Source organism: Idiomarina sp. X4 (assembly GCF_002808045.1).
In the GTDB taxonomy this organism is placed as follows: domain Bacteria; phylum Pseudomonadota; class Gammaproteobacteria; order Enterobacterales; family Alteromonadaceae; genus Idiomarina.
Window position 1 is genome coordinate 1,599,292 of the sequence record NZ_CP025000.1, and the last position, 15,020, is coordinate 1,614,311.

Here is a 15,020-nt window from a genome sequence, read left to right on the forward strand (position 1 = left end):
GATATGGGGCCATCACGTCGAAATTCAATTCAATTTTGACTCGACTGCCTCAAAAACAAGCTCGGCAATATTAATGTCGTAAGCGTTTTCAATTTCCCGCATGCAGGTTGGGCTAGTCACGTTTATTTCTGTTATACGGTCGCCGATGACATCCAGACCAACCAGAATCAGGCCTTTTTTCTTAAGTTCCGGGCCGACTTTGCGTGCTAGTGCCCAGTCGCTATCAGACAAGGGTTGGGCACGGCCAGTGCCGCCAGCCGCTAGATTACCGCGCGTTTCGCCGGCACTGGGAATGCGGGCTAATGAGTACGGAACCGGTTCACCATCAATAATGAGAATGCGTTTATCGCCATCTTTTATCTCCGGTAAATACTTCTGCGCCATCGCATAACGCCGACCTTTTTCTGTCAGTGTTTCTATAATAACGCCGAGGTTGTTACCGTCAGCCGTCACCTTAAATATCGATGCGCCGCCCATACCGTCGAGTGGCTTTAAAATGACATCGCCGTGCTCTTTGTGAAACGCCTTTATGACGTCAGCGCGAGCACTCACCACCGTGTCAGCAATGGCGTCAGCAAACCACGACGTAAATAGCTTTTCGTTGCAGTCACGGAGGCTTTGTGGTTTGTTCACGACCAAACTGCCGCGATGTTCGGCCAGCTCTAATATGTGCGTGGCATAAAGAAACTCACTGTCAAACGGCGGGTCTTTGCGCATCATAATGACGTCGAAGCTATCCAGTGGCAGATACTCACTGTCTTTCAGGCTGTAAAAGTCGGTTTTCTGGTCGCGTACCGTGACTTCCTGGACAAACGCCATCGGGTTACCGTTGTCGATGACTAAGTCGCCCAGTTCCAGATAAAAGCACTGATAACCGCGTGCCTGTGCTTCCAGCAATAAGCGGAAGCTCGTATCTTTTTCGGTTTTCACATCGGCGATAGGATCCATCACCATGGCTAACTTCTTCATATAAACTCCTTTAGCGTAAATCGCCAAACTGATACTGCACCGCGGTTAAAGCAGACAGTGCTGCGGTTTCGGTTCTTAGTATTCTTGGGCCTAACTTCATGGGTTTAAAGCCCTGCTGTTCGGCCTCAAGGACTTCCTCGTCGGTGAAGCCACCCTCGGGGCCAATCAATAGCTGAATGCCTTTATCGGCTTGCGTGTAAGAAGACAGTGGCTGCTCGGCGGTTGGGTCTAGTGTCAGTCGTAGCCCGTCAAAGCTGTTATTGATAAAGTCTTCCAGAGTCTGTGCCGGTTTAACGTTCGGTACGATACTGCGGCCGCACTGTTCACAAGCCGAGCGCACTATTTTCTGCCATTGCTGCTGCTTTTTTTCGAGCCGGTCACCGCTGAGCTTGACGCCGCAGCGCTCGCTAAAGAGCGGCGTAATCTCGCTCACCCCAAGCTCTACCGATTTTTGCAATACGAAGTCCATACGATCGCCCCGTGAGATGACTTGTCCTAAATGCACTGGAACCGGGGATTCGGTGTCATTATCTTCCACGGCTGCTACCTTAAAAGACGCAGACTTTTTAGTCACCTGGGTAATGGTTGCTGAGTAATTCTTACCGTCCCCATTGAATAAGACAATGGGGTCATTTACGTTTAAACGCAGCACTTTTATCAGGTGTTGGAAACCGTCCGCACTCAGTTCGGTTTCAACGTTTATATCGATGGGATCAGGGTGAAAGATCCGCGGTACTCGCATGCTATTCGCCTTATTCGGACTTTTAGACGTCCAGAAGTAGAAAAAAAAAGAGTGATCGGTTACATTATGCAACCAGTATTGAGTGATTTCATCAAAATAAAGGAATAGTGGGCATATGTCACGTCACCTGTTTACCTCAGAGTCAGTGTCCGAAGGGCATCCGGACAAAATTGCCGATCAGATATCTGATGCAGTTTTAGACGCTATTTTAGCGAAAGATCCTAAGGCCCGTGTTGCTTGTGAAACGTATGTAAAAACCGGGATGGTATTGGTTGGCGGAGAAATTTCAACCAAGGCCTGGGTTGACGTTGAAGACCTTGCACGTCAAACCGTCAAAGACATTGGTTATCGACATTCCGATATGGGTTTTGACGGCGCGTCTTGTGCAGTATTAAACGCCATTGGTAAGCAAAGCGGTGACATCAATCAGGGCGTTGACCGCGACAAACCTGAAGAGCAGGGGGCAGGTGACCAGGGCTTAATGTTTGGTTATGCCTCGAATGAAACGTCGGTACTTATGCCGGCTCCAATTACTTATGCACACCGCGTTATGCAGCGCCAATCGGAAGTGCGTACTAACGGTACGTTAGATTGGTTACGCCCGGACGCCAAAAGTCAGCTAACGTTTGTTTATGAGAACGGCAAACCTGTCGCTATTGATACCGTGGTTCTGTCAACTCAGCACAGAGAAGATATTACCCAGGAAACGCTGCGCGAAGCGGTGATGGAAGAGATCATTAAACCGGTATTGCCGGAGCAGTGGGTTTCCAAAGACACGCAATTCCATATTAATCCTACCGGTCGTTTTGTGGTGGGTGGCCCGATGGGCGACTGCGGCTTGACGGGTCGTAAGATCATTGTAGATACCTATGGCGGCATGGCACGTCACGGTGGCGGAGCTTTCTCGGGTAAAGACCCGTCAAAAGTTGACCGCAGTGCGGCTTATGCGGCGCGTTATGTTGCTAAGAACTTGGTCGCCGCCGGTTTGGCAGAGCGTTGTGAACTGCAAATCTCTTACGCCATTGGTGTTGCGGAGCCAACCTCCATCAGCATTGATACCTTCGGTACATCTAAGTACTCAGAAGAGCAACTCATTGCATTAGTGCGTCGTCACTTCGACTTACGCCCTTATGGTTTAATTAAGATGCTCGACCTGGAACGTCCTATTTATAAGCAAACCGCCGCATACGGGCACTTTGGTCGTGATGGCTTACCGTGGGAGCAAACGGATAAAGCGGCTGATTTACAGGCTGATATTTAGTCAGAAATTAACCAATAAATTTGCTTGTACCCCCTGAAATGTGGAGAATACGCGCATCGCAAGTTGCTCTTCATCCTCAGGGGGTTTTTAATGTCAGAACGTCAATATCTCGCCAATGCCATCCGTGCGCTTAGCATGGACGCTGTTCAAAAAGCCAAGTCGGGACACCCCGGTGCGCCAATGGGCATGGCAGATATCGCAGAAGTGTTATGGCGTGACTACCTAAAACATAACCCTGATAACCCTGACTGGGCCGACCGTGACCGCTTTGTGTTGTCCAATGGTCACGGCTCTATGTTGATTTACTCTCTGCTACACCTTACTGGTTATGACCTCAGCATTGACGACTTAAAGCAGTTTCGCCAATTAGATTCAAAAACCCCTGGTCACCCGGAATACGGATACACTCCGGGGGTTGAAACGACAACGGGTCCTTTAGGTCAGGGCGTTGCGAACGCTGTCGGAATGGCTTTAGCAGAAAAAGTGCTGGCGGCACAGTTTAATCGTGATAATCACAACATTATTGATCACCACACTTATGCTTTTTTAGGTGACGGTTGCTTAATGGAAGGCATTTCTCACGAGGTTTGCTCCTTGGCAGGTACGTTGGGTCTTGGCAAGCTGATTGCGTTTTATGACGATAACGGTATTTCGATTGACGGTGAAGTAGAAGGTTGGTTTACCGACAACACGGCCAAGCGTTTTGAGTCTTATGGTTGGCAAGTGATTGAAGCGGTCGATGGTCATGACTCAGAAGCAATTACGCAGGCGATAGAAGCCGCGCGCTCAGAAACTAATAAGCCGACATTGATTATCTGTAAAACCGTTATCGGCTTTGGCTCGCCGAATAAACAAGGCTCTGAAAGCTGTCACGGCGCTCCGCTGGGCGATGATGAAATAGCCGCTACGCGCAAGCAGTTGAACTGGTCGCACGATGCATTTGAAATCCCTGCCGACGTTTACCAGCAATGGTCAGCAAAAGACAAAGGCGCTGCGGTGGAGTCATCGTGGAATAAGCGTTGGGTAGCCTATGAACAAGAGCACCCGGAACTTGCGCAAGAGCTGAAACGCCGACTGAATGGCGAACTTCCGGAAGACTTCTCGACAACAGTCTTCAATTACGCACAGAAACTACAGAATGCGCCGGAAGCAATCGCAACCCGTAAAGCATCACTGAATGTATTAAACGAACTAGGACCGAAACTGCCAGAACTGTTAGGTGGCTCTGCTGACTTAGCGGGTTCTAACTTAACGTTGTGGGACGGGGCCAAGGGCGTCACCGCAGACGACGCTAGCGGTAATTACGTTTACTACGGTGTCCGCGAATTTGGTATGTCGGCTATTATGAATGGTGTGACACTGCATGGTGGCTTCAAAGCTTATGGTGCTACCTTCCTGATGTTTATGGAATATGCCCGTAACGCCGTGCGTATGGCGGCACTAATGAAACAGCCAAGCATTTTTGTCTACACCCATGACTCTATTGGCCTGGGAGAAGACGGTCCAACACACCAACCAGTTGAGCAGTTAGCCAACTTGCGTCAAACACCAAACCTGCAATGCTGGCGCCCATGTGACCCTGTGGAAACGGCGGTAGCCTGGGGCGCGGCAATACAGAGCAGCAAAACGCCGTCGGCACTGGTGTTTAGCCGTCAGGGAATGCAACAACAAGAGCGAGACGAAGAGCAGTTAGCGAGTATTGCCCGCGGTGGTTATATTCTGAAAGATTGCGACGGCGAACCTGAGGTTATTTTCATTGCGACAGGCTCTGAAGTTGACTTGGCCGTTGAAGCCTATCAGCAACTGTCGGAAGAAGGCCACAAGGTGCGCGTTGTCTCTATGCCATCGACCAATGTGTTTGATATTCAAAGTGCTGAATACAAAGAGTCGGTGTTGCCGGCGAATGTGACGCGCCGTGTGGCTATTGAAGCCGGTATTACTGATTTTTGGTTGAAATACGTTGGCCTTAATGGCGAGGTAGTTGGTATGACAACCTTTGGTGAGTCAGCCCCTGCTGGTGATTTATACAAGCACTTTGGCATTACCGCTGAAAATGCTGTGTCCGCTGCCAAACGTTTATTGGAAGCGTAAATGAGCAAAGCCGTTCGTATAGCAATTAATGGTTTCGGTCGCATCGGCCGAAGCTTTTTGCGTGCGCTTTATGAGAATAAGTACCGGGACAACATTCAAGTTGTGCTGATTAACGAGCCAGCCGCGTCTGAAGCTATCGCTCATTTACTGAAATATGATTCCAGTCATGGCCGTTTTGGTTTCAAAGTGGCGCAGTCACAGGACGAGCTAACGGTTGCCGGAGACGACATTGCGCTTGAACATGAAACTGGCATTGAAGCCATTGATTGGGCGTCCTATGAGGTCGACTTTGTGGTCGACTGTACCGGCGTCTATGGCAGTCAGAGCGATGGTCAGCGTTATTTGGCACAAGGTGTGAAACGGGTCTTGTTTTCGCATCCGGGTAAGCCAGATGTCGACTTTACCGCCATTTATGGCGTGAATGAAAATGAATTGTTGCCCGAGCATAAAGTCATTTCGAATGGCTCGTGTACGACGAACTGTATTGTACCGGTCATTAAAGTACTGGACGACACATTTGGCATAGACTCAGGCGCTATCACCACCATTCACTCGGCAATGCATGATCAGCAAGTTATCGACGCTTATCACCCCGATTTACGGCGTACCCGGGCTGCCGGGCGTTCAATTATTCCGGTTGATACGAAGTTAGCTCGCGGTATTGAGCGTATATTGCCGCATTTAGAAGGTCGTTTTGAAGCCATTGCGGTGCGAGTCCCGACGACCAATGTTACCGCAATGGACTTAAGCGTTACGCTCAATAGCGACGCGACGCTGGAAACGGTGAACAAAGTGTTGAAAGAGCATAGCGCTGGTGCGCTGCAGGGCATCCTGGACTATACCGAAGAGCCGCTGGTTTCCATCGACTTTAACCATGACCCTCACTCAGCCATTGTTGATGGCACTCAAACGCGCGTCAGTCATAAGCGACTGGTGAAGCTATTGTGCTGGTGCGACAACGAATGGGGCTTTGCGAATCGTTTACTCGATACGACGCGCAAAATGGCTGAACAGCTTTAATCTGAATTTACAGAAGAGAGGTTTTACATGTCTGTCGTTGCAATGACTGATTTGGATTTATCGAATAAACGCGTCCTGATTCGCGAAGACCTGAATGTGCCGGTTAAAGATGGCAAAGTGGCATCAGACGCTCGCCTGAAAGCCGCTATTCCTAGCATTAAAGCAGCCTTAGACGGCGGCGCAAAGGTGATGGTGATGTCGCATTTGGGTCGCCCCACCGAAGGCGAATATGACGCGCAGTTTTCTATGCAGCCGGTTGTGGATTACTTGGCAAACGCACTCGACTGCCCGGTTCGTTTATGCAAAGACTATCTTAATGGCGTTGAGATTGACTCGGGCGAATTGGTTATTTTTGAAAATGTTCGATTCAACGTTGGTGAAAAGAAAAACGACGACGAATTAGCTAAGAAGTTGGCTGCTTTATGTGACGTGTATGTTATGGACGCATTTGGCACGGCTCACCGCGCTCAGGCATCGACACATGGCGTTGCTAAATATGCGCCAGTCGCGTGTGCCGGTCCGCTGTTGGCAGCCGAGTTAGAAGCCCTTGGCAAAGCATTGGAAAACCCGAAACGCCCATTAGTGGCTATTGTTGGTGGCTCTAAAGTTTCAACTAAGCTGACGGTGTTGGAGTCGTTGAGCGGCGTTGTTGATCAACTGATTGTGGGCGGTGGTATTGCGAACACTTTTGTTGCGGCGGCTGGTCATAATGTGGGTAAGTCTTTGTACGAAGCCGATCTGACTGACGAGGCAAACCGCCTGGTTGAGCAAGCGCAAGCGAAAGGCGGCGACATTCCATTACCCGTTGATGTTGTCACAGGCAAAGAATTTAGCGCGGAAGCAAAGGCGGAAACGAAAGCGGTAAATAAGGTGGCCGATGATGACATGATTTTCGATATTGGCCCCAAAACCGCAGAACAACTCGCTGCTATGCTCAAGAACGCGGGCACGATTGTTTGGAACGGTCCTGTCGGCGTATTTGAATTTGAGCAATTTGGAAATGGTACAAAAGCCATTGCTGATGCCATTGCAAATAGTGATGCATTTTCAATTGCAGGTGGTGGAGACACCCTTGCAGCCATTGATCAATATGGTATCGCTGATAAGATAAGCTATATTTCAACAGGTGGCGGAGCATTTTTGGAGTTTCTGGAAGGTAAAACCTTACCCGCAGTAGCCGTTTTAGAAGAGCGCGCAAACGACGCCTGAACACAAGTTTTATAATTTAAAGGAGTATTTTTATGGCCTTGGTGTCATTACGACAGTTATTGGATCACGCCGCCGAGCACGACTATGGTGTACCGGCGTTTAACGTAAATAACCTAGAGCAAATGCGCGCCATCATGCAGGCAGCTGACGCAACCGACAGCCCGGTGATCGTTCAAGCGTCAGCCGGCGCTCGTAAATACGCAGGGGCTCCTTTCTTGCGTCATCTAATTCAAGCTGCCGTTGAAGAGTGGCCACATATTCCTGTGGTGGTTCACCAGGATCACGGTACGTCACCTGCGGTGTGTCAGCGCTCAATCCAATTAGGCTTTAGTTCCGTCATGATGGACGGCTCTTTGCTGGAAGACGGCAAAACGCCGGCGGACTACGACTACAATGTTCGTGTTACTAAGCAAACGGTTGAAATGGCGCATGCGTGTGGTGTTTCGGTTGAAGGGGAACTTGGCTGCCTGGGGTCGTTAGAAACAGGCGAAGCGGGCGAAGAAGATGGCGTTGGCGCTGAAGGCAAATTGTCACACGATCAGCTACTGACTGATCCTGAAGAAGCGGCAGAATTCGTTAAGGCAACGAACGTTGATGCTTTGGCTATCGCTTGTGGTACGTCTCATGGTGCCTACAAATTCACACGCCCACCAACAGGCGATATTTTGTCCATTGACCGCATTAAAGAGATTCATCGTCGCATTCCGGGTACGCATTTGGTGATGCATGGTTCATCGTCTGTACCTCAGGAGTGGCTGAAAGTGATTAATGAATTTGGTGGCGAAATTCCTGAAACTTACGGTGTTCCGGTTGAGCAAATTCAGGAAGGCATCAAAAACGGTGTTCGCAAAGTCAACATTGATACTGACTTGCGTTTAGCATCAACCGGTGCAATCCGTCGTCACTTGGCAGAGAATCCATCAAACTTTGACCCGCGTAAATTCTTAGCGGCAGCAACGACAGCGATGGAAGAAATCTGTAAAGCACGTTATGAAGCCTTCGGCTGTGCAGGCATGGCAAGTAAAATAAAACCAATAACGTTAGAAACCATGTTCCAGCGCTACGGAAGTGGTGAATTAAACGCAATTGTGAAATAAAAGGGGTTAATGTGCGTTTTTCAGTATTATTTGCAAGTTTATTTTTGTCGGTATCGGCCAATGCTCAAACCTTCATGTTTGATGACGCTGACGATATGGATACCGAAACGGTTGAAGAGTGGGAAGCAAGTGCTGAGTTTGGCCTGCTTTACACGTCGGGTAATACCGAGACTGAAAGCTTAAAAGGCAAGCTTAATATATCGCGAGACGTCCAAAATTGGCGTCATAAAGGTGTTATTGACTACTACACGGCTGAACAGGAAGACCAGTCAACAGGTGAGTCAATTGAAACCGCTGATCGTATGTTTGTGTCGGCTCAGAGCAACTACAAGTTTTCACCGGACAGTCGCTCTTCATTATTTGTTTTCGGTTCTTATGAGGAAGACGAGTTTAGTGGTTACGAGTATCAGGCAACGGTAGCAACCGGTTATGGTGCGCGTTATCGCTATGATGAAGACATTTACGCCGACTATGAAATTGGTCCTGGTTATTCTCGAACCAAGCCAATTCAAATTGAAGGTGAGCCCCCTGTTGAATCTGAAGGGCAAATGATTCTTCGTTTAGCGGGAAGTCTGGACTGGAAGATCTCCGAAAACTCTAAGTTCAATGCGCTCGTGTCTTCAGAACTTGGTGAAGATAATACCAAGAGCAAGGCTGAGCTGTCGTTGTCCTCTAACATCAACAGCTCACTGGCGATGAAGTTTTCTGTCAGCGGAACCCATAACTCAACCGTTGCAGACGAAAGCATTGAGAAGTTAGATACTGAAACCGCAGTGACGTTAGTGTATACCTTCTAAAAACGATTGAAGCGTACATGACTTAAAAGGCCGCAGTGACTAGAGCATTGCGGCCTTTTAATTAATCAAACACCATGGTTCCATTTACAGAAACTTTTCGCTACCATTCGCGCAGCTAACAACAGCTGAAAAAATTGGAACTGGTTATGTCAATGAACTCATTCCTTGGGGTATTTGCAAAGTCCCCGATTAAACCAATGATCGAGCACATGGACGAAGTGCACCGCTGTGCTGAAGCACTGAAAGAGTTTTTTAAAGCGGTATACGCTAAGGACTGGGCGTCGGCAGAAACTGCGCGTAGCAAAATCGTTACGCACGAGCAAAAGGCGGATGAACTCAAACGTAAAATTCGCTTAAACCTTCCAAGTGGCTTATTTATGCCGGTTGAGCGTACTGACTTACTTGAGTTGGTATCTCAGCAAGACCGTATTGCCAATAAAGCCAAAGACATTTCAGGTCTTATGACCGGCCGTGAATTAACCATTCCTGAGCCGTTGGTGACAGACTTTGATGCCTACCTAAACCGCTGTATAGATGCCGCTGCTAAAGCCAGAGAAACCATTGGCGAGTTTGACGACCTGCTGGAAACTGGTTTCAAAGGTCGTGAGCGCGACTTAGTTGATGACTTCATTGCAGAACTTGATGCAATTGAAGCAGACACCGATAAACTGCAAATCCAGTTACGCAAAGACTTGCGCAAAATAGAGCTGGATATGAACCCACTGGATGCCATGTTCCTATATCGAATCCTGGACTGGGTGGGTGACTTAGCTGACTTGTCTGAACGAGTTGGTGCACGTTTCGAATTGATGCTGGCGCGAGTCTAAGCGGAGTCTAATTTATGGATATTATTTCAAGTTACAGCATGCTGCTTATCGGCATGGCGGCTATCTTCGGCTTTTTTATGGCCTGGGGGATCGGTGCTAATGACGTTGCCAACGCCATGGGAACCTCGGTCGGTTCAAAAGCATTAACGATTAAGCAAGCCATTATCATTGCAATGGTATTTGAGTTCGCTGGTGCCTATCTGGCAGGTGGCGAGGTTACCTCAACCATCCGTAAAGGTATTATCGATTCAGCCTACTTTGTGGATCAGCCTGAGCTGCTTGTCTTTGGTATGATCTCGGCACTTCTGGCTGCTGGCTTCTGGTTGCTTATCGCGTCTTATCTTGGCTGGCCGGTATCCACAACACACTCAATTATTGGTGCCATTGTTGGTTTCTCCGCGGTCGGCGTCAGTATGGAGTCTGTGCAATGGGCGAAAGTAGGCGGTGTTGTTGGTAGTTGGGTTATTACACCAGCGATATCCGGTTTTATTGCTTATCTCATATTTATGAGTGCTCAGAAGCTTATTTTTGACCGTTCCAACCCATTGAAAATGGCTCAGCGATACGTGCCTATGTATATGGGCCTGGCCGGTTTTGTCTTATCCTTGGTGACCATTAAAAAGGGCTTGAAACACGTTGGTTTAAACCTAGGCACTCTTGAAGGCTATTTATGGGCCATTGGTGTCGCTATTTTGGTGTTTGTTGTTGGTAAGTTTGCTATCGGTCGTTTGAAGTTTAACCCGTCCGACGACAAAGACATGCACTACACCAACGTCGAGAAAGTATTTGCTGTGCTGATGGTGGTGACCGCCTGTGCTATGGCATTTGCCCATGGCTCTAATGATGTGGCTAACGCCATTGGACCACTTGCTGCGGTTGTCAGTGTTGTTACCAGTGGTGGTGAAATTGGTAGTAAAGCGCAGCTAGCGTGGTGGATATTGCCGCTAGGTGGTGTTGGTATTGTTGCCGGCTTGGCGATGTTAGGTAAACGCGTCATTGCAACAATTGGTAAAGGTATTACTCATTTAACGCCAAGCCGTGGTTTCGCTGCAGAATTAGCCGCAGCGTCAACGGTTGTTTTGGCGTCAGGTACTGGTTTGCCTATCTCTACCACACAAACTCTGGTAGGTGCTGTACTTGGTGTGGGTATGGCTCGCGGTATTGCAGCTCTTAACTTAGGGGTTGTGCGCAATATTGTCGTGTCATGGGTTGTTACTCTGCCGGCCGGCGCTATCATGTCGATTACGTTCTTCTATATTCTGAAGGCCATATTCGGCGTTGCATAAGTTTGCATTAAGAAACCTTGAAAAGGCAGTCTGTTTCAGTGACAGGCTGCCCACTTTCCAGTAAAATCCGCGCTTTATAAAGTGTTTCCGAAAAGCGCAGGTATGTCAGAAAATAACCCTTCTTCATTAAGAGTCAGTGACTTCTCGTTCGATTTGCCTGACGAGCTTATTGCCCGCTATCCGCAAGAGCAGCGTAGTGCGAGTCGCTTGTTGCAGGTCAATGCTGAGTCAAAATCGATTGAGCATAAGCAGTTTACTGACATTGTCGACGCCTTAAATCCAGGCGATCTTTTGGTATTCAATGACACTCGCGTTATTCCGGCTCGCCTGCTGGGCGAAAAAGTATCCGGCGGAAAAGTAGAGGTTTTGATAGAACGGTTGCTGGATGACCACAGAGTGTTGGCTCACGTACGCTCAAACCGGTCACCAAAAGCGGGCGCCGAATTGCTGCTGGAAGGCGCTGTCAAAGTGACTATGCTGGCGCGACACGACGCTTTATTTGAGCTCAGATTTGACCATGAAGAACCGGTATTGGATATTCTTGAGGAATATGGCCACATGCCGTTACCTCCTTACATTGATCGCCCGGATGAAAGCTCGGACAAAGAACGTTATCAAACCGTTTATAACCGAGAGCCAGGCGCGGTAGCGGCACCGACCGCAGGCTTGCATTTTGACGACGATATTTTAGAAAAACTAAAAGGCAAAGGCGTTAATTTTGCTTATGTAACGTTGCATGTTGGTGCGGGGACGTTTCAGCCGGTGCGCGTGGACAATATCAATGATCACGTCATGCACAGTGAATACGCCAAGGTGGGTGAAGAGACTTGCAATGCTATAAAGCAGACGAAAGCCAATGGCGGGCGAGTCGTTGCTGTCGGCACAACGTCGGTTCGCTCGCTCGAGTCCGCTGCCAATGCGTCAAACTCTGATGAGATTGAGCCGTTTTTTGACGACACCGATATTTTTATTTATCCCGGGTACGAGTTTAAGGTCGTCGACAGCTTAATTACTAATTTTCATTTACCGGAATCGACACTCATTATGTTGGTCTCAGCATTTGCTGGTCGTGAGCTGATAATGGAAGCTTATCAACAAGCCATTAATGAGAAGTACCGATTCTTTAGCTACGGCGACGCCATGCTGTTGCAGCGATAAACAGACAATTTTTGAAGTGATACATTATGACAATGAAATTTGAACTTGATAAAACTATTGGTCGTGCCCGTCGCGGACGTATGCAATTTGAGCGTGGTACCGTAGAAACGCCGGCCTTCATGCCGGTTGGTACACTAGGTACCGTGAAAGGAATGACGCCGGAAGAGGTAAAGGACACTGGGGCGCAAATCTGTCTTGGTAATACCTTTCATTTGATGCTGCGTCCCGGCACGCAAATTATTCAGCAACACGGCGATCTGCATGATTTTATGAACTGGGATAAGCCTATTCTGACAGACTCTGGCGGCTTTCAGGTGTTCAGTCTTGGTGAGTTAAGAAAAATTACCGAAGAAGGCGTGACTTTTCGTTCACCAATTAACGGTGAGAAAATTTTACTGACACCGGAAAAGTCGATGCAGGTTCAACGTGAACTGGGCTCTGACATTGTAATGATTTTTGACGAGTGCACGCCATTCCCGGCGACTCAGGCGGAAGCCCGTAGCTCGATGGAACTGTCCTTACGTTGGGCTGAACGCTCGAAAAAAGCTCACGAAGGAAATAAGTCAGCGCTTTTTGGCATTATTCAGGGCGGTATGTACGAAGAGCTTCGTGACATTTCTTTGAAAGGCTTAACCGACATAGAATTTGATGGCTATGCGATTGGCGGCTTGTCGGTGGGTGAGCCAAAAGAAGACATGATGCGCATTCTGGAGCATACCGCGCCGCAAATGCCCGAGCAGAAGCCTCGTTACTTAATGGGCGTGGGCAAGCCGGAAGACTTAGTAGAAGCGGTGCGTCGTGGTATTGATATGTTCGATTGTGTTATGCCAACCCGTAACGCACGTAATGGACACCTGTTCATCAGCTCAGGGGTGGTGAAGATACGCAACGCTGTGCACAGAACAGACACCGGTCCACTGGATGAAAACTGCGACTGCTACACCTGTAAAAACTACTCGCGGGCCTACCTGCACCACTTAGACAAAACGAATGAAATGTTGGGTGGGCGCTTAAACACCATTCACAATCTGCGCTTTTATCAAAAAGTCATGAGCGACATGCGCGATGCGCTTGATGCCGATACGTTCGATGAATTTGTTGAGTCGTTTTATCAGCAGCGCGGTCAGTCAGTACCGCCGCTGGACTGAAGCTTTTCCAGCATTTTTTGGGTGGGTAAATAATGCTCAGCAGAGGACAGCTTTTGTGCTGAGCTTAATGCCCCCCAAGCCTGCTTGATCCAACGTTGTTTCAGGTGTGCTTGCTGCTTATTGACCCTGGCTAGCGCTAAATAGCTCTTGGCTTGAACATGATACGCACTGTCTGGCTTGTCATACTTGGCCGGATCTCCCATGTTATTAAGAGCGTTTAGTAGTCGAGTGGTGTACTCGGTATCTGAAAAAAGCGGTTCAAGTGTCAGCAGAAACTCAATACGCTCACTATGGTGCTTTAAATCTTCAGGATGCTCGCTAATCGCATTATCAAAATGCGACAGCGCTAATTCGGCCGTTTCAAAGGCTTTGCTTAAATTACCTTCTTCGATTAAATGCCCCGTATAATGAGCAAATACTTGTCCGTGTGAGTGTTCGTGTACCGACGTACTGTATATGCTCTCGTAAATGTGCAGCTTATTAAATGCCGTAAAGGCAAGGCCACCAAGTATTAAAATAGAGGCCGTAAGCGCGGTAGCCCAACCTAAACGCCTCCGTTGTTTATAGGAACCCGCACGCCATTTGGTCAATGCGTTAGCAAGTTCAGGCATGTCATTAAAAGAAGAGTAGGAGTCAACGACTAACGCCTTCTTAATGATGTCGGCCAGTCCTGCGGGTAAGCGACGTTTGTCGGCCACCGGTTGCATTAAGAAAACGTCCGGTGTGGTGTTGGCGAGTAACAGTAGCAGCAGCTCGCCAACCTGATAGATATCACGCTGCTGTGATGCTTTCGAAAAGCGCTCAGCAATACTTAAGTCGACTAATATCGGCGCTTTACGTTTATCACTTTGGGGCAAGATAACGTTATGCGCTGTCACATCGTTGTGAGCATAGCCTGCTTTATGCAGTGCACTTAAGGCATCAGCGAGTTGATAACCAATTTCGACGGCCTCAGTTATTGATAAATGTTGTTTGAGTTTATCCAGTCGAGTTCCATCGACATATTCCATGACTAAGAATAGAGACGAAGAAGCTACCTCTGGCTCACCAATATCATAAACGCGACACAGTGATGGATGTGAAACGCTGGAGAGAAGGCGAGCTTCATGAACCAGGCGATTGCGGCTCACGAGTGACGGTGAACGTGCGAACTTTATCGCAACGGTTCTTTCAAGTCGTTGATCGTAAGCTTTGTAAACTAAACCGCTACCGCCATAGCCCAGCATTCCTTGGCACTGGTAACGCTCGGGGATTGGATATGGAAATGTGTCTCTGGAATAACTAATAGCCAAATTCGCATCCTTACTGTCTGAGCTAGGTCAGAGTCTAGCGAGCATAGCCGAGAAACAACAGGTTCTAGGGACGCCAACGCCGTCACCTTATTAATTGACGTCAATTGACATTGAATTATAAAT

13 protein-coding genes are annotated in these 15,020 nt (G+C 48.3%); 10 read left to right on the top strand and 3 right to left on the bottom strand.

All coding sequences use genetic code 11. From position 1 onward, the window contains the following. Nucleotides 1-24: 24 nt before the first annotated feature. On the bottom strand, nucleotides 25-969 hold the full coding sequence (gshB, locus tag CWC33_RS07645) for a glutathione synthase (RefSeq protein WP_100691455.1): 945 nt from the start codon (nucleotides 967-969) through the stop codon (nucleotides 25-27). Between the two features lie 10 nt (nucleotides 970-979). Continuing rightward, nucleotides 980-1,711, bottom strand: coding sequence for a 16S rRNA (uracil(1498)-N(3))-methyltransferase (locus tag CWC33_RS07650; protein ID WP_100691456.1), 732 nt, complete (start codon nucleotides 1,709-1,711; stop codon nucleotides 980-982). 115 nt (nucleotides 1,712-1,826) lie between these two features. Between CWC33_RS07650 and metK the strand changes: the two genes are divergently transcribed. The 10 genes from metK to tgt all read left to right on the top strand — a co-directional run bounded on the left by metK (nucleotide 1,827) and on the right by tgt (nucleotide 13,605). After that, nucleotides 1,827-2,972 carry a methionine adenosyltransferase gene (metK, locus tag CWC33_RS07655; protein WP_088767460.1) on the top strand — a complete coding sequence of 382 codons (1,146 nt, stop codon included), beginning with the start codon at nucleotides 1,827-1,829 and terminating at the stop codon, nucleotides 2,970-2,972. Between the two features lie 90 nt (nucleotides 2,973-3,062). Continuing rightward, complete coding sequence (gene tkt, locus CWC33_RS07660) at nucleotides 3,063-5,063, top strand: transketolase (RefSeq protein WP_100691457.1); 2,001 nt, start codon at nucleotides 3,063-3,065, stop codon at nucleotides 5,061-5,063. Then, on the top strand, nucleotides 5,064-6,083 hold the full coding sequence (gene epd, locus CWC33_RS07665) for an erythrose-4-phosphate dehydrogenase (RefSeq protein WP_100691458.1): 1,020 nt from the start codon (nucleotides 5,064-5,066) through the stop codon (nucleotides 6,081-6,083). It begins immediately after the preceding gene. A gap of 27 nt (nucleotides 6,084-6,110) precedes the next feature. Continuing rightward, entirely contained in the window at nucleotides 6,111-7,292 is a 1,182-nt protein-coding gene (locus CWC33_RS07670) for a phosphoglycerate kinase (protein ID WP_100691459.1), read from the top strand. A 32-nt stretch (nucleotides 7,293-7,324) separates the two neighbouring features. Then, nucleotides 7,325-8,389: a class II fructose-bisphosphate aldolase gene (gene fba, locus CWC33_RS07675; RefSeq protein WP_100691460.1), complete on the top strand. Its 1,065-nt coding sequence runs from the start codon at nucleotides 7,325-7,327 to the stop codon at nucleotides 8,387-8,389. 11 nt (nucleotides 8,390-8,400) lie between these two features. After that, complete coding sequence (locus CWC33_RS07680) at nucleotides 8,401-9,186, top strand: DUF481 domain-containing protein (RefSeq protein ID WP_100691461.1); 786 nt, start codon at nucleotides 8,401-8,403, stop codon at nucleotides 9,184-9,186. A gap of 146 nt (nucleotides 9,187-9,332) precedes the next feature. Continuing rightward, nucleotides 9,333-10,013: a TIGR00153 family protein gene (locus tag CWC33_RS07685; protein WP_088769333.1), complete on the top strand. Its 681-nt coding sequence runs from the start codon at nucleotides 9,333-9,335 to the stop codon at nucleotides 10,011-10,013. A 14-nt stretch (nucleotides 10,014-10,027) separates the two neighbouring features. Beyond that, complete coding sequence (locus CWC33_RS07690) at nucleotides 10,028-11,299, top strand: inorganic phosphate transporter (protein ID WP_100691462.1); 1,272 nt, start codon at nucleotides 10,028-10,030, stop codon at nucleotides 11,297-11,299. Nucleotides 11,300-11,401: 102 nt separating this feature from the next. Then, on the top strand, nucleotides 11,402-12,457 hold the full coding sequence (gene queA, locus CWC33_RS07695) for a tRNA preQ1(34) S-adenosylmethionine ribosyltransferase-isomerase QueA (RefSeq protein ID WP_100691463.1): 1,056 nt from the start codon (nucleotides 11,402-11,404) through the stop codon (nucleotides 12,455-12,457). Nucleotides 12,458-12,489: 32 nt separating this feature from the next. Continuing rightward, nucleotides 12,490-13,605: a tRNA guanosine(34) transglycosylase Tgt gene (gene tgt / locus CWC33_RS07700; protein WP_100692306.1), complete on the top strand. Its 1,116-nt coding sequence runs from the start codon at nucleotides 12,490-12,492 to the stop codon at nucleotides 13,603-13,605. Here the strand turns inward: tgt and CWC33_RS07705 are convergent. Further along, entirely contained in the window at nucleotides 13,581-14,897 is a 1,317-nt protein-coding gene (locus CWC33_RS07705; RefSeq protein ID WP_157803484.1) for a serine/threonine-protein kinase, read from the bottom strand. The genes tgt and CWC33_RS07705 overlap by 25 nt on opposite strands. Between the last annotated feature and the right edge of the window lie 123 nt (nucleotides 14,898-15,020).